Raw genomic sequence first — 16,222 nt, forward strand, 5'->3', positions numbered from 1 at the left:
GGTCGACGCCAGTGCGCGGCGGGCTACTGTTGAGTCATGCGTCTCCACGTCGTCGACCACCCTCTGGTCGCCCACAAGCTCACCACCCTGCGCGACAAGCGCACGGACTCCGCGACCTTCCGCCGTCTCTCCGACGAGCTGGTCACCCTGCTCGCCTACGAGGCGACCAGGGACGTGCGGACCGAGCAGGTCGACATCGAGACCCCCGTCACGCCGACGACCGGTGTGAAGCTCTCGTACCCGCGTCCGCTGGTGGTCCCGATCCTGCGCGCCGGGCTCGGCATGCTCGACGGAATGGTCCGCCTGCTCCCGACGGCCGAGGTCGGCTTCCTGGGCATGATCCGCAACGAGGAGACGCTGGAGGCGTCGACCTACGCCACGCGGATGCCGGAGGACCTCTCGGGCCGCCAGGTGTACGTCCTGGACCCGATGCTGGCGACCGGCGGCACGCTGGTCGCGGCGATCCGGGAGCTGATCCGGCGCGGCGCCGACGACGTGACCGCGGTCGTGCTCCTCGCCGCCCCGGAGGGCGTCGAGGTCATGGAGCGCGAGCTTGCGGGCACCCCGGTGACCGTCGTGACCGCCTCGGTCGACGAGCGTCTCAACGAGAACGGCTACATCGTCCCGGGCCTGGGCGACGCGGGTGACCGCATGTACGGCTCCGCCGAATAACAGCAGGGGTCGGCTCCGCCGAATAACAGCAGGCGTCGGCTCCGCCGAGTAGTAGCCCCTCAGCACTTTCCGGTCGGTACGGGCGCGGGCTTGGTCAGGGCGACCAGGGCCGCGTCCGCCGTCGTCTTCGGGGACAGCGTCTTGAACGCGTTCCCGATGATCAGGTCCACGTCCGCCGTGCCCCGGGTGTCCGTCTTGGTCGTGGCGCCCGTGAGCTGGGTGCCGAGGACCGGGAAGGCGCCCTTGGTGGCCGTGGGCGCGCCGAGCAGCAGCCCCGCGCCGGGGACCTTCTTGTCGAAGGCGGCGGGGGCGTTCCCCACCTTGCCGATCTTGAAGCCGCGCTTCTTGAGCTCGTCCGCGGTCGTCTTCGCGAGACCGCTGCGCGGGGTCGCGTTGTAGACGTTGACCGTGATCTGTCCGGGCTTCGGGAGGGCGGCGGCAGGCGGGGTCGTCGCCTTGGCGACGGGCTTGCAGTCGGCCTGCTTCCCGGCCGTCGTCTTCGTGCCCTCGTCGCCCGAGAAGACGTCGACGAGCTGGAGTGTCCCCCAGCCGGCGGCGCCGAGCACGACCACGGCGGCCGCGGCCGCGAGGACGATCCTGCGCCTGCGGTGGGGGCGGCGCATGCGCGGGTAGACATCCCCCGTGATGCGGTACTTTCCGCCCATGCCGGGGGGAGTGAGCATGCTCATGAACGCAGCGTAATGCCGCCCGTCGGCGATGCCTACTTGATGATCATGTGATCGCGTCCGGATGGGGGCGAACTGACCCCGAAAGGGTCAGCGGTGTTCCGCCGGGTGGGGCCCGCTCAGTCCATTTCGAGGACGCGGGCGTGCAGCACCTGGCGCTGCTGGAGTGCCGCGCGGACGGCGCGGTGCAGTCCGTCCTCGAGGTAGAGATCGCCGCGCCACTTCACGACGTGCGCGAAGAGGTCGCCGTAGAAGGTGGAGTCCTCGGCGAGCAGCGTCTCCAGGTCCAGCTGGCCCTTGGTGGTGACCAGCTGATCGAGGCGGACCGGGCGCGGCGCGACGTCCGCCCACTGCCGGGTGCTTTCCCGGCCGTGGTCGGGATACGGCTTTCCGTTTCCGATGCGCTTGAAGATCACACGGAAAGCCTACCGGGCAAGCGGCTCCCGGCGCAGCCACGCCAGGGCAGTGGGATGCTGGTGCGAACCGTGACAGAACCGACATTGGGGTGTCGTCATGAGCGTGAGCGAGCAGCCGCCGACGCCGGCGACGCAGGCGGCCCTCCCCGGGCCCGTCGCCGAGATCGCCGCCGGATACGCCTTCGACGGCGCCGCGCTCGATCTGGGGGCGCTGCTCTGGGACGGCACCTGCCACCCGGCCGCGCCGGTCCGCATCCCGCTGCCGATGCTCAACCGCCACGGTCTGGTCGCGGGCGCCACCGGCACCGGCAAGACGAAGACGCTCCAGCTGGTCGCCGAGCAGCTCTCGGCGCAGGGCGTGCCGGTCTTCCTCGCCGACATCAAGGGGGACGTCTCCGGGATCTCGGCGCCCGGCGAGGACGGAGAGAAGGTCCGGGAGCGGGCCGCCCAGGTCGGCCAGGAGTGGCGGGCGACGGGCTTCCCCTGCGCGTTCTACGGGCTCGGGGGCATCGGCCCGGGCATCCCGGTGCGTGCCACGGTCACCAGCTTCGGTCCCGTACTGCTCTCCAAGGTGCTCCAACTCAACCAGACGCAGGAGCAGTCGCTCGGCCTGATCTTCCACTACGCCGACGCCAAGGGGCTCGAACTGGTCGACCTCAAGGACCTGCGGGCGGTGGTCGCCTTCCTGGTCTCGGACACCGGGAAGGCCGAACTGAAGGGGATCGGCGGGCTCTCGACGGTGACGGCCGGGGTGATCCTGCGGTCGATCACGGCGTTCGAGCAGCAGGGCGCGGGCGGTTTCTTCGGGGAGCCGGAGTTCGACACGAGCGAGTTCCTGCGGGCGGCACCGGACGGGCGGGGCACGGTCTCGGTCCTGGAACTGCCGGCCGTACAGGACAAGCCGCAGCTCTTCTCGACCTTCCTGATGTGGATGCTGGCGGACCTCTTCCACGACCTGCCGGAGGTCGGCGACCTGGAGAAGCCGAAGCTGGTCTTCTTCTTCGACGAGGCGCATCTGCTCTTCAAGGGGGCGTCGAAGGCGTTCCTGGAGTCGATCACGCAGACGGTCCGGCTGATCCGCTCGAAGGGAGTGGGGATCTTCTTCGTCACGCAGACCCCGAAGGACGTTCCCCCGGACGTGCTGGCCCAGCTCGGCAACCGGGTGCAGCACGCGCTGCGCGCCTTCACCCCGGACGACGCGAAGGCCCTCAGGGCGACGGTGCGGACCTTCCCGAACTCCGCGTACGACCTGGAGGAGGTGCTCACGGGGCTCGGCACGGGCGAGGCGGTGGTCACCGTACTGAGCGAGAAGGGTGCCCCGACCCCGGTGGCGGCGACCCGGCTGCGGGCCCCGGAGTCGCTGATGGGCCCGGTCGACGCGGCCGTACTGGAGGCGGCGGTGAGGGCTTCGCCGCTGTACGGGCGGTACGCGGAGGCGGTGGACCGGGAGTCGGCGTACGAGCGGCTGACGGCCGAGCAGCAGGCGGCGGAGGCGGCGGCGCTGGAGGCCGCGGCGGCGAAGGAGGCGGAGAAGGCCGAGAAGGAGGCAGGGAGGGCTGCCGAGAAGGCCGGGAAGGCTGCCGAGAAGGCAGAGAGGGCTGCCGCGAAGGACGGAGCGAGGGCTCCGAAGCCGGAGCCCTCGCTCGCCGAACAGGTGGTGGGCAGTGGGATCTTCACGTCCCTCGCCCGGTCGATCGGCACCCAGCTGGGCCGGGAGATCAGCCGCTCGATCTTCGGGACGGCCCGCCGCCGCAGGTGATCGCGGCGGTGATTACTCGGTGACCTCGTGGTGGTCGTCGTGCAGGCCGCCGCCGCTGCCCGCGTCGCCCGTGGTCGGGGTGGAGACGACCGGCTTGCGCAGCGAGGAGATGTCGTGGGCGTAGGTGCCCACGGCGTTGGCGATGACGTCGATGTTGACGTCGAAGGCCGTCATGTTGACGTTGTCGAGGTTGTCGCCCTTGGCGTGGTAGTTCACGTCGTACGCGACACCAGCCTCGCCGCCGTACTTGGCGGCCTGGGCGGCGGTCTTGATGCCTTCGGCGCCGGTGAAGGTGCCGCCGGAGGGGATGCCGACCGCGATGAACGGGCCGTAGTCGGAGCGGCCGGTGAAGTCGGTGCCCTCGTGCGGGACCCCGCGCTTGTCCATGAAGTCGTTGATGTCCCGCTCCAGTTGGGCCGAACCCTCCGGGCCCGCCTCGGCGCCGACGCCGTCGGAGTTGTCACCGTCGTACACGAACAGGCTGTAGTTCGGCGAGGCGATCATGTCGAAGTTGAGGTAGAGCTTGATCTCGCTCTTGTCGAGCGCGGTGAGGTTGTCCACGTAGTGCTCGGAGCCGAGGAGGCCGTTCTCCTCCGCGGACCACCAGGCGAAGCGGACCTTGTTGCGGACCTTGTCCTTCGACTGGGCGAGTTCCAGGGCGGTCTGGAGGAGACCGGCGGAGCCCGAGCCGTTGTCGTTGATGCCGGGGCCGGCGGTGACGGAGTCGAGGTGGGAGCCGAGCATCACGGTGTTGGCGGCGTTGCCGCCCCTGGTCTCCGCGATGACGTTGTTGGTGGAACGCTTCTCCTGGAGCTGGCGGATCTCCAGCGAGAGCGAGACCGGGCCGTTCGCGAGGTCGGCGGCGAGCTGCGTGCCCTCGGCCAGGGTGATGCCGCCGGTCGGGAGCTTCCCCGAGGCGGGGTCGCCGAGGGTGCCGGAGAGGACGCCGTCGACGTTGTTGTAGACGAGGGCGGCCGCGGCGCCGGCCGCGGCGGCGTTCTGCTGCTTGATGGCGAAGCTGCAGCCACCGCGCTTGATCAGGGCGATCTTGCCGGTGAAGGTGTCGGAGGCGAAGTCGCCCGGCTCGCAGCCGGTGGTGCCGTCGGCGTCGACGGGCACGGCCGCGAGGGCCGCCGTGAGGCCGCCGACCGGGGTGGACTTGGTGTACGTCATCGCCTTGACGCCGAGCTCGCGGGGCGCGGGCGAGACGACGGAACCCTTCTCGGCGAGCGTCTCCGTGAAGAGGAACTCGAACTTCTGGTACCTGACGTCGTAGCCGGCCTTCTTGAGCTGCGTGTACACGTACGCGGCGGAGGCGTCGTGCCCGAGCGAGCCGGCGGCGCGGTGGCCGCCGGAGGAGTCGGCTATCGCCTGGAACTTCTGCAGGTGCTTGTAGGCGTCCTGGCCGGAGGTCTCGCGGACCAGCTTCTTCGCCAGCTTGGCGGCATCACGGGCGGGTGCGGCCGTGGGGTCCTGCCCCGCGGTGGCGGGTGAGGAGAGGACCAGCGGGGTGGCGAGGGCTGCGGCAGCCAGAATGGCCGCGGCACGGCGCTGGGTTGCGTTCACAGAAGTCCTTCCCGGTACGGACGAGGTTGAGGGGAAGTTAGCGATCTCAGGGGGATTCTGTGAACAGGTTCTGCGTAATTCCTGTCACCTTGAGCAGGATTGACATCTGGAATTATCAATTCCATGATGCTTACGCCCCATTGGAGGCTTTCGTCGGCTTCGTGGCCGACTTCGCCGCCGCCTTCGTCTCCTGCTTGTGGGCGCGCACCTTCGCGAGCGATTCGGGCCCGGTGATGTCGGCGGCCGAGCGGTACGAGCCCTGCTCGCCGTACGCGCCCGCCGCCTCCCGCCAGCCCGCGGGCCGCACCCCGTACTGCTTGCCGAGCAGGGCCAGGAAGATCTGCGCCTTCTGCTTCCCGAAACCGGGCAGCGCCTGGAGCCGCGCGAGCAGCTCCTTCCCGGTCGCGGCGTCCGCCCAGACGGCCTCGGCGTCGCCCCCGTACTCCTCGGCCAGGAAGCGGCACAGCTGCTGCACGCGCTGGGCCATCGAGCCCGGGTAGCGGTGCACGGCCGGCTTCTCGGAGAGCAGCGCGGCGAACTCCTCCGGGTCGCGGGCGGCGATCTCGTGTGCGTCGAGATCGTCCGCGCCGAGCCGTGAGGCGATCGTGTACGGCCCCGAGAAGGCCCACTCCATCGGAACCTGCTGGTCGAGCAGCATGCCGACGAGCGCGGCGAGCGGGGAACGGGCGAGGAGCGCGTCGGCGTCCGGCTGCTGGGCGAGGTGGATGTCGGGCGTCGTGGACTTGGGGCTCATGGTTCGATCATCCCGCCGGGGCGGGACGCGCGCCCGACGGATTCACCCTCCCCCTGCTCTGGGCTTCGCCCGAGCAGGGGACCCCCCTCGCGAACCGGTCCAGGGCCGCGAGGAGCAGGCCCTGGTCGTACGGTGAGGTCACGGAGTACATCCGCCCGAGACCACGACCTCCCGCCCACCCGTGCCGGTTCCTACAGGCCCTTGACCCGCACCGCCGGGTCCTCGCACCACGCCAGGAGCGAGGCCCACTCCCCGTACCCGGAGTCGGGGTTCAGATGCGCGCCGCCCGGGACGTGGTCGACGTCGAGGCCGAGCGGGGTGCCGTAGTGGACGTCCGCCCCCTCGGGGCAGTACGGATCGCCGTCCCCGTACACGAGCCGCGCCCGCACTCCCGTCTCCGCCAGGTCGAGCCCGTCGGCGAAGGCGGCGATCGCGGGGATCGACGCGGTCACGGGCGGCGAGGGCGGGGCGACGAGCAGCACCCGGTCGGCGGCGGGCCTGCGCGCCCCGGCCCGTAGCCACAGCAGCACCGACAGGCTGTGCGCGAGCACCACGAACTCGCCGTCGTCCGGCCGCTCTCCGTGCTCCTCCAGCGCCGCGAGCCACTCCTCCAGGACGGGCGCGTCGGCCTCGGGTAGCTGCGGATACCGCACCTCGTGCCCGCGCGCCCGCAGCTCCCCGGCGAGCCAGTGCTGCCAGTGACCGGGCGGACGGTGGTTCTGGAAGCCGTGGAGGATCAGATACGTGGTCATGGGCACGATCCTGCGACCGGCGCCCGCGTCCGGTCCACCGCCGTCCACGGGATGGTCGGCCGCCCTCGCCGTCGCCGCCGCCCTCGCCGTCGCCGCCGCCCTCGCCGTCCCCGTCGTCGTCCTCGCCCCCGTGCCCGTGCCCGCCGGCTCTCAGCCCCGCAGGGTCAGCAGTTCCCGTATCCCGGCCTTCAGGCGGTCGCTCGGCAGCTCCTGTTCGACCGTCAGGTGGTGGATGACGTCCGGGGAGAAGGGGGCGAGCAGCAGGTGGGCGAGGAGTGTGGCGTCGGCTCCCGGCCTCAACTGCCCGATGAGCAGGGCGACATGCGTGTGCATCACTCGGTAGGCGCCGCTGAGGTAGCGGGCGCGAGGGGCCGCGGAGTGGGCGGCGAGCAGGATCTCGCGCTGTTCGCCGACCCGGTCGACGAGCGCGTCGAGGAAGGCGTCGAGCCGTTCGGCGGCCGGGGCGCCGGGGCCGAGCGGCGGAGGGCCGCTCATGTACGCCTCCTGGAACTGGCGCTCGCGGTCGTCGAGCAGGGCCCACAGGAGCTGGGAGACGTCGCCGAAGCGACGGTAGACGGTGCCGACGCCGATGCCGCTGGCGTGGGCGACCTGGTTCATGGTGACGGCCTCGGGGCCGTCCTCGGCGACGATCCGGGCGGCCGCGTCGAGGATCTTCCGCCGGTTGCGGGCGGCGTCGGCGCGCTCGGGGGCGGGGCCGCCGCCGATGGTGGGGAGCAGGCTGAGCATCGGCGCCGCCGCGTCTCCGGCCTGCGGTTCTCTCGTGCTCATGCGCCGACTCCTGCCCTTCGTCCGTGTCCCCCCTCGTTTGCTCCCCAGGTGTGAGCATACCCGTTCCCCCTGCTAAGCGGATAGTAATCCGTTTAGCAGGGGGTGTCCGGCGGGTCGTGGCCGGGGTCGCGGGGCCTGTCCGGCACCCGTACCCGCACACGGAAACACCCTCGGGGGCGTCCCCCGAGGGTGTTTTCGCGTACGGGTACGTGACGGCCCTACGCCAGCGACAGGAAGAGCTTCTCCAGGCGGGCCCGCATCGCGTCGCGGTCCTCGCCGTTCTTGCGGCCGTCGTCGATGTCGGTCAGACACTGCTGGAGCCCGGTCGCGATGATCGCGAACCCGGCCCGGTCGAGGGCCCGTGAGGCGGCGGCGAGCTGGGTCACGACCTCCTCGCAGTCCCGGCCCTCCTCGATCATCCGGATCACGCCGGCGATCTGGCCCTGGGCCCGGCGCAGCCGGTTCAGCACGGCCTTGAGCTCCGCGCCCGCGAGATCGAGTTCCACGACAACTCCTCCACAGATACCCCAGGGGGTAATTTACTCCCCAGCACGGGGCTCCGTCGAAGACCAAGGATGACACCTGCCATGAACGCACCTCTCTCGCTCGACGCCGACCAGGCGCGCACCCGGCTGGACGACCTGACCGTCGTGGACGTGCGGACTCCCCGCGAGTACGCCTCCGGGCACGTCCCCGGGGCCCTCAACGTCCCGCTCGACCAGCTCGGCCGCGCCGTGCCCGGACTCCGCGAGGCGGCGGCCCGCGGCGAACTGCTCGTGGTGTGCCAGTCGGGCGGCCGCTCGGCCGCCGCCTGCGCCCGGCTCGCCTCGCACGGCATCGCCGCGACGGACCTCGACGGCGGGACGAAGGGCTGGGTGGCGCGCGGGCACGGCCTCGACCGCCCGGCCGGCGCCCCGGCGAAGCCGGTCTGGGCGATGGACCGGCAGGTCCGGCTGGTGGCGGGTTCGCTCGTCCTGCTCGGCCTGGCGCTGGGGCTCCTCGTCCACCCCGCGTTCCAGCTCCTCTCGGCGGGGATCGCGGGCGGGCTCGTCTTCTCGGCGCTCACCGACACCTGCGGCATGGCCCTGATGCTCGGGAAGCTCCCGTACAACCGCGGCGGGCGCGCCGCCGGGGCGAGCCTCGACGAGACCCTCGCGCGACTGCGTCAGGGGAAGGGTGAGGGGGAGGGGGAGGCTGCTCAGGGCGTGTAGCGGCGGAGGAACATCTCGACGCCGTCGGTGACGAGCCGCTCGCTCAGTTCCTCGCTCAGCTCCGTCCCGTACTGCTCGAAGACCATCTGCGGGAAGACGAGCAGCGAGTAGAGCTGGAGGACCGCGACCTCCAGGTCGGGGATCTCCAGGAGGCCCCGGTCGGCGAGGGTGCGCAGGGCGTCCGCGACGGCGGGATGGTGGCCGGCCGGGCCGTGGGCGCGCCAGGCGCGGCCCAGCTCGGGGAAGCGGTGCAGTTCGGTGGCGACGAGGGTGCGCAGCGCGCGGCCCTCGTCGTCGGCGCGTACGGCCCGGGCCCAGGCGTGGCCGGCGTCGGTGAGGGCGGCCTTGAGTGCTCCGGGTCCGTCGGCGGCGACGAGCAGCGCGAGGTCCGGGCCTTCCGTGTGCCCGTCCCCGGCGGCTTCCGACAGGGGCTCGTCGAGGGCGCCGGCGACGACGGCGGTGAAGAGGGCTTCCTTGCTGCCGAAGTGGTTGTAGACGGTGACCTTGGAGACGCCGGCCTCGGCGGCGATGGCGTCCATGCCGACGCCGAAGCCCTCGCGGAGGAAGAGATCGCGGGCGGCCCGCACGACGGCCTGCCGCTTACGGGCGGCGCGGGCCCCGGTCGGCGCGGACTTGGGCGCGGACGGGGCGTCCGAGGGCTGCGCGTTCATACCCGTAACCCTACAGCCCAACTGTACCGTTGAGTTCAACTGTACTGTGCCGTACAGTTCAGTTATGACGCCTGACCCTGACGTGCGAGCCCACACCCCTGCCCACGCGCACCCCCACACAGCCCCCCACGCAGCCCCCCACACAGATCCCCACTCACCGCCCGACCCCCGCCGCTGGACCGCCCTCGGGCTGATCTGCGCGGCCCAGTTCATGCTGATCCTCGACGTCACCGTCGTGAACGTCGCGCTGCCCGCCCTCGCCGCCGACCTCGACCTCGGGCGGGCCACCCTGACCTGGGTCGTCACCGCGTACACCCTCTGCTTCGGCGGGCTGATGCTCCTCGGCGGCCGGCTCGCCGACGCGCTCGGTGCCCGCCGCGTCCTCCTCGCCGGACTCGCGCTCTTCACGGCCGCCTCCCTGGCCTGCGGCCTCGCGCCGAACGCCGGTGTGCTGCTCGGCGGCCGCGTCGCCCAGGGCGTCGGCGCCGCGCTCCTCTCGCCGGCCGCGCTCGCGCTCGTCACCACCGCCTTCCGGGGCGGCGCCGAACGGGCCAAGGCCCTCGGCGTGTGGGCGGCGATCGGCGGCACCGGCTCGGCCGTCGGCGTCCTGCTCGGCGGAGCCCTCACCGAGGGACCGGGCTGGCCCTGGATCTTCTACGTCAACGTCCCGGTCGGCCTCGCCCTGCTGGCCGCCCTGCCGAGGGTGCTCCCGGACCACCGCCCCGGGCGTCCGGCCGGCGGCGGCCTGGACGTCCCCGGCGCGCTCCTCGTGACCACCGCCACCGGCGCGCTCGTCTACGGCCTGGTCCGGGCGGGCGACTCCGGCTGGACCTCCGCGGCCACCCTGCTGCCGCTGCTCGGCGCGTTCGCCCTCTACGGGGCCTTCGCCGCGGTCGAGCGGGCGAGCCGTGCGCCGCTGATGGACCTCAGGATGCTGACGCGGCGCCCGGTCGTCGCGGGCTCACTCCTCATGCTGGTCGCGACCGCGCTCCTGATCGCCTTCTTCTTCCTGGGCTCGATGCAGCTCCAGCACGTGTACGGCCTCGGGGCCTTCCGCACCGGACTGCTCTTCCTCCCGGTCGCCCTCACCACCGCGATCGGCGCCCATCTCGGCTCGCGCCTGGTCACGACGGCCGGCCCACGCGCCTGCTCCGCCGGCGGGCTGGCCCTGGCGGCGCTCGGCTGCCTGCCGCTGACCTTCGTCACCGCGGGCGCCAACCCCTGGGCGACCCTCCTGCCGGCCCTCGCCGTCGCGGCCCTCGGCCTCGGCGCGGTCTTCGTCGCGGCGACCACGACCGCCCTGGGCCTGATCGCCCCGCGCGAGGCCGGCCTCGCCTCCGGCATCGTCAACACCTTCCACGAACTCGGCGGCTCCCTCGGCGTGGCCGTCGTCTCCACCCTGGCCCTCACGGCCGGCACGGAACCGCCCCCGCCCGGCGGCTTCACGACGGCCTTCACCTTCTGCACCGTCACTGCGGCCGCCGCCGCCCTGACGATCCCCTTCCTCATCCCCCGAGGCACCCCCCGCCTCACGGGCGGCCCCCACGGGGTGCACTGAGGAGCCGTCCGCGGGCGGCAGGTGTGACGGCCGGCTCAGAGGTCGCCGGAAGGGGCGGCGGCGGTCCTGGCGCGGGAGGGCCGCCGCTGCTCGAACTGGCCCACGTGTGCGACGACCGACCCGTAGAAGCGGTCGACGGCCTCGTCGATGCTGCGGATGAACCCCGACTCCGTACTGCCCCGGCTTCCGCCCATCCCCTTGAAGAGCGAGAGCCTGAAACCGGTGATGGCCACACCGTCCTTGGGTAGCAGGTCCCCGGGCTCGGGACGCAGTCGCTCCAGCGTCCCGCGGGCCCCGCTCCGCCCCTCCACGAGGGTCTCCACGTGCAGATCGGCGGGTGCGTCGTCCAGCACCCGGAGGAGCCGCTTCGCGACCGAGAGGGGGTACGAGCCCTCCGGTGCGGAGACGTCGATGGACGTACGGATCTTCCCGGTGCGGAGGTCCGCGGTGATGGCCAGGATGCTCTGCGCGCCGTCGACCCGCAGCTCGGCGGAGAGCTTCCCCTCCTCGCAGAGCAGGTCGGCGAGTTCCGTACGCCGCGACTTCGGGTCCGTTCCCCGCTTGGCCCGCTGCACAGGCAAGGCCTTCTGTCCGAGCTCGCCGCCCAGACGCAGGCAGACCTGACGGATCAGCCGCTCCCAGCTCTCCACGACCTCCACCGCGCGAGGGTCGCCCTGGCACAGGGTCTCGGAGTCGATGCCGTTGCGTACGGGCACCCAGGACGGCCCCATGTTCTGGAAACCGTGACAACCGGAGTTCTCATGCTGGAGGTAGTGGAGCAGCTCCTGCAGGAGCCAGGCGTGCGCGGCGTTGCCCACGCCCTCGTGGCGGATCAACATCTGCGCCTGGTGGGCTACTTCGGCCCAGGAGAGGTGCCAGAGCGAGACCTTGTGCTTGCGCCGTCCGTCCGTCTTCACGGCGACGAGTGGGCTCCCTTCCAGCGCCACGTCGTTGGAGAGGGTGATGACGGCCTCGTACCCCCGTCTGGCGGCGATGTCCATGTAGTTCTGGACCTGCTCGGACTTCAGCGGGTTGCCGTTGGTCTTGGTCTCCACGAGCGCCGTCCAGAGCTTTCCGGCCCGCTCGACCCGGATGACGCCGTCCGGACGCTTCGGGCTCTCGCCGTGCGGGAGGGAGACCTCGGTGAACGTCTGCATCCGGCCCGCGGGGGCGCCGAAGCCCGCGGTGAGGCGACGGCCGAACTCCGGCACCTCTGCCATGACGGAGAGCAGGACCGAGGTCGCGCGCATTTCGCGCTCCCGGTCGCTCTTGTAGGAGGGGACGGGGAAGAGCCGGGCGGGCTTCCAGGAGTCGTTCTCCGCCAGGGACTTCTTCGGGGCCTTCGGGAGAGTGACCTTCTTCTTGGCCGTCCGGGTACCCCGGCGCCGGACGGGATCCGGCTTGTCGCCGGGCGAGGTCGGGGCCGGGGCGGAGGCGACGCGGTCGGCGGAGGAGGTGGCTTGGGCGGGCAGGGTGACGAGGGCGGCGTCGGCACCGGCGCCGGTACCCACACCCGCTTCCGCTTCCGTACCCGCACTCGTCCCCGCGGCATCGCCCTCGTCGTCCTCGACGACGGTGATGCCGAAGTCCGTGGCGAGACCGGCGAGACCCGTCTCGTAGCCCTGCCCCACGGCACGGAACTTCCACTCGTCGTTCCGTCGGTACAGCTCGCCGAAGATGAAGGCCGTCTCGACGGTGGCATCCGAGATGGCGAAGCCGAGCAGCGGCTCGCCCGAACGGTCGGTGACCGACATGCGCAGGTCGTCCAGATCACCGAAGCAGGCACCGCCGTACTGGCTCGCCGCCACCACGATCCTGACGACGTCCGCGGGGATCGCCGTGAGGTCCAGACTGATCCGGTCCTCACTGCCGTTCTCCGTCGGGACCTTGCCCAGCAGTTGCACGCTGCCGTCGTCGGCAGCGGGGTGGTTGTAGAAGTAGAAGTCGGTGTCGCCGCGCACCTTGCCGGTGTCGTCGACGAGCAACACCGAGACGTCCGCGTCGCCGTCGCCCGCCGCGCTGCTCCAACTCAAGCCGACGATCACCGAGCCGGCGTCGTCACTGAGGGCGGCCAGTCCGACGTTGGCGCCCTTGGGCATCTCCTGCATGTGTCCCCCCGGACCCTCGCGATGTGATGTACGCCCCCGGGGGGAACCGTAGCGTCCACAAAGCGAGGTCGGGGAGGCAATGTGAAAGTTGGACGAAACGCGTGGGGTCAGGCCCGGGGTCCGGCGCTCAGTCCTGGCTCGGGCCCCTCTCGTCGACCGGGCGGATCACCACCGCGTACTCCGGTGCTCCGGGCGGCGCGGGGCAGCGGGCCACCTGGGCGGCGATCTCCGTGACGCGGTCCAGGGAGGCGCAGTCGAGGAGCCAGTAGCCCGCGAGGACCTCCTTGGTCTCCGCGTAGGGGCCGTCGGTGACGACCGGCCCGCCCTCGCCGTCCACCGTCACGAAGCGGGTCGTGGACGGGGCGGCGAGGCCCTGGCCGTCGAGCATCTCGCCCTTCGCGGTCAGCTCTTCGTTGATCGCGTTCATGTGGGCGAACATCGTCGTGAGCTGGTCCTTGTCCCAGGCGGGGCTCTCGGCCGAGCCGCGGCCCGACATCGCCTCGTAGTCGGCCTGCGAGCCCTGCACCATCACCAGGTACTTCATGACGTCCTCCTTGCTTCCGGTCTCGTACTGCCTCTCGCAGGAGAGTCGGATCCGGGGGACGGTTCTCGACACCGCGCGGGGCTTGGACGGAAAAACAGGAGAAATCACCCGACCGTCCCATGAACCTACGCGGCGAGCTCCCGCTCCAGCGGGGTGCGGAACCGGGGCGTCACCCGTACCTCCCCCACCCAGGCGGCGAGCCGCGCCACCTCCGACCCGATCGCCCGCTCCGCCTCCCCGCCCACATCGGCCAGGAGCCGGTGCGTGACCTCACCGTCCGGGCGCTGCGCCCAGACGCCGACGATCCGGCCGTCCCACCACACCGTCGGCGCGATGTTCCCGCTGCGGTCGTACAGCGCCGCCCGGTGCTCCGGGTCCTGGTACCAGTCCCGGGCCTGCCACCCCATCGCCGTCGGGTCGAGCGCGGGCAGCAGCGCCGCCCACGGCTCCGGTGCCGGTACGGGGCCGAGGTCGTCCGGCAGGACGAAGCCGGTGCCCTCGGCCAGCGCCACCGGCACCGCCCCGACGGCGGCGAGCGCCCCGCGCACGTCCGTGACCTTCCACCCCGTCCACCACTTGAGGTCCGCCTCGGTCGCCGGCCCGCAGGCCGCCAGCCAGCGCCCGAGCAGCTCCGCCCGCGCCTCCGCCGGCGCGACCGGCGGGTGCTCCTCGGCGAGTGCCCAGCGGAAGCGGCTCGACGTCCACGACCCCTGCGGCCGCCCCCGTACGATCCGGCCCTCCATGCCCAGGACCCGCAGCACCCGGCTCGCGACGGACTGGACCCCCTCCTGGCGGGTGCCCGGCCCGTACACGTAGGTCTCTCTCAACCTCGGTACGGCCGTGCCCAGTTCGGTGCCGGTCGCCTCTCCCCGTACGGCCAGCTCGGCGAGGACCAGACGCTCCGTCTCCGCCAGCCAGGCGGCGTCGAAGGTGCTGCCTTCCGCCAAGTGCCTGAGGAGCACGGCCCGTTCGCGCACGGCGGCCGGGTGCGTCGTCGAGGAGTGCACGGCCGCCGCGAGGGAGGCCGGGAAGACGAAGAGCGTATGCCGCATCCCGTGCATCCGGACCAGGGACCGGTCCTCGTACAGCGCCCGCTCCATCTCCCCGACGGGCCCGGCGTCACCGCCCAGCCGCGCCCCCACCGCGAGGAACACACTCGCCGGGTCCGTGCCGTGCAGCGCCACCAGGGCGTCCCCGACCTCCTCCGCCGTCGCGGCCCGCGCGGACGCGGCCAGCCGGTGCCGTACCGCGAGCCGGGCCCTGCGCTCGGCGTCGCCGATCGTTCTCGTACGCGTCTCACTCATGGGTCCCAGCATGGAGCCGGGCGCGGGCGCACCGGGGGAGAACCGTCACCGCCGCCACGAACTCGTCCTCCTCCCGGAAGGGGACGGCATGCCGGGGCCGTTCACCACCGGGGCCGTTCACCACCGGGGCTGTTCACCACCAGGGCTGTTCACCACTGGAGCCGTTCACCACCAGGGCTGTTCACCACCAGGGCTGTTCACCACTGGAGCCGTTCACCACCGGTGACGGTCGCGCCCCGCGCCCTGGGCCCGCGCCCCGCGTCTGCGCTCAGCCCGCCGCCCGTTCCGCCAACGGCCGCCGCCGCAGCGCCGGTTCGGTGAGGGAGCGGGGACGCCAGACGCCGTCCGGCGGGTAGAGGTTCGTCCCCGGCGGCACGATCGCGTCGATGCGGTCCAGGACCTCGTCCGTGAGCACGACCGGCGCGCCCTTCAGCAGCCCCTCCAGCTGGTCCATCGTGCGCGGCCCGATGATCACGGAGGTCACTGCCGGGTGCGCGGTGACGAAGGCGATCGCCAGCTCGGGCAGGGTGCACCCGATCTCGTCCGCGAGGGCGACGAGCTCCTCGACGGCTTCGAGCTTGGCCGCGTTGACGGGCAGCGCGGGGTCGAAGCGGTGCGGGGTGAGCGCGGCCCGTCCGCTGGTCAGGTCGATCGGCGCACCCTTGCGGTACCGGCCGGTGAGGAAGCCGGACGCGAGCGGGCTCCAGGTCAGCACCCCCATCCCGTACCGCTGGGCCACGGGCAGCACGGTCGCCTCGACGCCCCGCGCGAGCAGCGAGTACGGCGGCTGCTCGGAGCGGAAGCGGCGCAGTCCGCGCCGCTCGGCGACGGCGTGCGCCTCGACGATCTCCTCGGCCGGGAAGGTGGAGCAGCCGAAGGCCCGGATCTTCCCCTGGGTGACGAGGTCGCCGAGGGCGCCGAGGGTCTCCTCGATGTCCGTACGGGGGTCGGGCCGGTGGACCTGGTAGAGGTCGATCCAGTCGGTGCCGAGCCGCCGCAGGCTGTTCTCGACGGCGCGGGTGATCCAACGCCGGGACAGGCCGCCCTTGTTGGGGCCCTCGCCGCCCACCGGGAAGTACACCTTGGTGGCGAGGACGGTCTCCTCGCGGCGCCGGGAGTCGCGCAGCGCCTTGCCGACGATCTCCTCGGACTCGCCGGCCGAGTACATGTCGGCGGTGTCGACGAAGTTGATGCCCTGGTCGAGGGCGGCATGGATGATCCGTACGGAGTCCTCGTGGTCCGGATTGCCCACGGCACCGAACATCATGGTGCCGAGGCAGTACGTGCTGACGTCGATCCCGGTCCCGCCGAGCGTTCGATAGCGCATGCCCGCACTCTAGGGGGCGTCTTGTCGATCAGGCCGGGCTCGCGGGGCCTGGCACGCACGGTCGCCGCGTTGTCGTCAGTCGCCAACGCTCCGCGTTGACTCCCT

General features: G+C 72.1%; 16 protein-coding genes. 4 read left to right on the forward strand and 12 right to left on the reverse strand.

Annotation, left to right across the window (positions count from 1 at the left end; all coding sequences use genetic code 11):
* The first annotated feature begins 36 nt into the window (after positions 1–36).
* Positions 37–672 (forward strand): uracil phosphoribosyltransferase, encoded by a 636-nt coding sequence (gene upp / locus OG580_RS18655; RefSeq protein ID WP_267044808.1) that lies wholly within the window; start codon positions 37–39, stop codon positions 670–672.
* Positions 673–731: 59 nt separating this feature from the next.
* On the opposite strand, the gene OG580_RS18660 is transcribed toward upp, so the two are convergent.
* Complete coding sequence (locus OG580_RS18660; RefSeq protein ID WP_267044809.1) at positions 732–1,361, reverse strand: LytR C-terminal domain-containing protein; 630 nt, start codon at positions 1,359–1,361, stop codon at positions 732–734.
* Positions 1,362–1,477: 116 nt separating this feature from the next.
* The gene (locus OG580_RS18665) at positions 1,478–1,774 is read right to left on the reverse strand and encodes a type II toxin-antitoxin system VapB family antitoxin (protein WP_017240525.1); all 297 of its coding nucleotides are present in this window, start codon (positions 1,772–1,774) and stop codon (positions 1,478–1,480) included.
* 97 nt (positions 1,775–1,871) lie between these two features.
* Between OG580_RS18665 and OG580_RS18670 the strand changes: the two genes are divergently transcribed.
* Positions 1,872–3,533 (forward strand): helicase HerA-like domain-containing protein, encoded by a 1,662-nt coding sequence (locus OG580_RS18670; protein WP_267044810.1) that lies wholly within the window; start codon positions 1,872–1,874, stop codon positions 3,531–3,533.
* A 12-nt stretch (positions 3,534–3,545) separates the two neighbouring features.
* Here the strand turns inward: OG580_RS18670 and OG580_RS18675 are convergent, their stop codons facing one another.
* The 5 genes from OG580_RS18675 to OG580_RS18695 form a co-directional block, all read right to left on the reverse strand.
* Positions 3,546–5,099 carry a M28 family metallopeptidase gene (locus tag OG580_RS18675; RefSeq protein WP_267044811.1) on the reverse strand — a complete coding sequence of 518 codons (1,554 nt, stop codon included), beginning with the start codon at positions 5,097–5,099 and terminating at the stop codon, positions 3,546–3,548.
* Positions 5,100–5,229: 130 nt separating this feature from the next.
* Positions 5,230–5,853 carry an HhH-GPD-type base excision DNA repair protein gene (locus OG580_RS18680; RefSeq protein WP_267044812.1) on the reverse strand — a complete coding sequence of 208 codons (624 nt, stop codon included), beginning with the start codon at positions 5,851–5,853 and terminating at the stop codon, positions 5,230–5,232.
* Positions 5,854–6,044: 191 nt separating this feature from the next.
* A complete protein-coding gene (locus OG580_RS18685) occupies positions 6,045–6,605 on the reverse strand; it encodes an alpha/beta hydrolase (protein ID WP_267044813.1) in 561 nt (186 codons plus the stop codon).
* A gap of 150 nt (positions 6,606–6,755) precedes the next feature.
* Positions 6,756–7,394, reverse strand: coding sequence for a TetR/AcrR family transcriptional regulator (locus OG580_RS18690; protein ID WP_267044814.1), 639 nt, complete (start codon positions 7,392–7,394; stop codon positions 6,756–6,758).
* 218 nt (positions 7,395–7,612) lie between these two features.
* Positions 7,613–7,900, reverse strand: a complete 288-nt coding sequence (locus tag OG580_RS18695; RefSeq protein WP_056653994.1) for a metal-sensitive transcriptional regulator — start codon at positions 7,898–7,900, stop codon at positions 7,613–7,615.
* An 81-nt stretch (positions 7,901–7,981) separates the two neighbouring features.
* Here OG580_RS18695 and OG580_RS18700 point away from each other — a divergent pair, with 81 nt between their 5' ends.
* The gene (locus OG580_RS18700; RefSeq protein WP_267044815.1) at positions 7,982–8,605 is read left to right on the forward strand and encodes a rhodanese-like domain-containing protein; all 624 of its coding nucleotides are present in this window, start codon (positions 7,982–7,984) and stop codon (positions 8,603–8,605) included.
* Here OG580_RS18700 and OG580_RS18705 read toward each other — a convergent pair.
* Positions 8,593–9,276, reverse strand: a complete 684-nt coding sequence (locus OG580_RS18705) for a TetR/AcrR family transcriptional regulator (protein WP_267044816.1) — start codon at positions 9,274–9,276, stop codon at positions 8,593–8,595. The genes OG580_RS18700 and OG580_RS18705 overlap by 13 nt on opposite strands.
* 64 nt (positions 9,277–9,340) lie before the next feature.
* On the opposite strand from OG580_RS18705, the gene OG580_RS18710 reads away from it, so the two are divergent.
* A complete protein-coding gene (locus tag OG580_RS18710) occupies positions 9,341–10,834 on the forward strand; it encodes an MFS transporter (protein ID WP_267044817.1) in 1,494 nt (497 codons plus the stop codon).
* A gap of 35 nt (positions 10,835–10,869) precedes the next feature.
* Here OG580_RS18710 and OG580_RS18715 read toward each other — a convergent pair whose 3' ends face one another.
* From OG580_RS18715 to OG580_RS18730, 4 genes are all read right to left on the reverse strand, one after another.
* Complete coding sequence (locus OG580_RS18715) at positions 10,870–12,942, reverse strand: TerD family protein (RefSeq protein WP_267044818.1); 2,073 nt, start codon at positions 12,940–12,942, stop codon at positions 10,870–10,872.
* A gap of 127 nt (positions 12,943–13,069) precedes the next feature.
* On the reverse strand, positions 13,070–13,486 hold the full coding sequence (locus tag OG580_RS18720) for a YciI family protein (protein ID WP_267044819.1): 417 nt from the start codon (positions 13,484–13,486) through the stop codon (positions 13,070–13,072).
* A 125-nt stretch (positions 13,487–13,611) separates the two neighbouring features.
* Positions 13,612–14,790 (reverse strand): winged helix DNA-binding domain-containing protein, encoded by a 1,179-nt coding sequence (locus tag OG580_RS18725; RefSeq protein WP_267044820.1) that lies wholly within the window; start codon positions 14,788–14,790, stop codon positions 13,612–13,614.
* Between the two features lie 268 nt (positions 14,791–15,058).
* On the reverse strand, positions 15,059–16,117 hold the full coding sequence (locus tag OG580_RS18730; protein ID WP_267044821.1) for an aldo/keto reductase: 1,059 nt from the start codon (positions 16,115–16,117) through the stop codon (positions 15,059–15,061).
* Positions 16,118–16,222 lie beyond the last annotated feature (105 nt).

It is taken from the genome of Streptomyces sp. NBC_00094 (genome assembly GCF_026343125.1).
In the GTDB taxonomy this organism is placed as follows: Bacteria; Actinomycetota; Actinomycetes; order Streptomycetales; family Streptomycetaceae; genus Streptomyces.

Excerpts from the sequence above, each read along its gene's own strand:
- upp (WP_267044808.1), top strand. The coding sequence starts at position 37 with ATGCGTCTCCACGTCGTCGACCACCCTCTGGTCGCCCACAAGCTCACC.
- OG580_RS18660 (WP_267044809.1), bottom strand. The coding sequence starts at position 1,361 with ATGAGCATGCTCACTCCCCCCGGCATGGGCGGAAAGTACCGCATCACG.
- OG580_RS18670 (WP_267044810.1), top strand. The coding sequence starts at position 1,872 with ATGAGCGTGAGCGAGCAGCCGCCGACGCCGGCGACGCAGGCGGCCCTC.
- OG580_RS18680 (WP_267044812.1), bottom strand. The coding sequence starts at position 5,853 with ATGAGCCCCAAGTCCACGACGCCCGACATCCACCTCGCCCAGCAGCCG.
- OG580_RS18685 (WP_267044813.1), bottom strand. The coding sequence starts at position 6,605 with ATGACCACGTATCTGATCCTCCACGGCTTCCAGAACCACCGTCCGCCC.
- OG580_RS18690 (WP_267044814.1), bottom strand. The coding sequence starts at position 7,394 with ATGAGCACGAGAGAACCGCAGGCCGGAGACGCGGCGGCGCCGATGCTC.
- OG580_RS18700 (WP_267044815.1), top strand. The coding sequence starts at position 7,982 with ATGAACGCACCTCTCTCGCTCGACGCCGACCAGGCGCGCACCCGGCTG.
- OG580_RS18705 (WP_267044816.1), bottom strand. The coding sequence starts at position 9,276 with ATGAACGCGCAGCCCTCGGACGCCCCGTCCGCGCCCAAGTCCGCGCCG.
- OG580_RS18710 (WP_267044817.1), top strand. The coding sequence starts at position 9,341 with ATGACGCCTGACCCTGACGTGCGAGCCCACACCCCTGCCCACGCGCAC.
- OG580_RS18715 (WP_267044818.1), bottom strand. The coding sequence starts at position 12,942 with ATGCAGGAGATGCCCAAGGGCGCCAACGTCGGACTGGCCGCCCTCAGT.
- OG580_RS18720 (WP_267044819.1), bottom strand. The coding sequence starts at position 13,486 with ATGAAGTACCTGGTGATGGTGCAGGGCTCGCAGGCCGACTACGAGGCG.
- OG580_RS18725 (WP_267044820.1), bottom strand. The coding sequence starts at position 14,790 with ATGAGTGAGACGCGTACGAGAACGATCGGCGACGCCGAGCGCAGGGCC.
- OG580_RS18730 (WP_267044821.1), bottom strand. The coding sequence starts at position 16,117 with ATGCGCTATCGAACGCTCGGCGGGACCGGGATCGACGTCAGCACGTAC.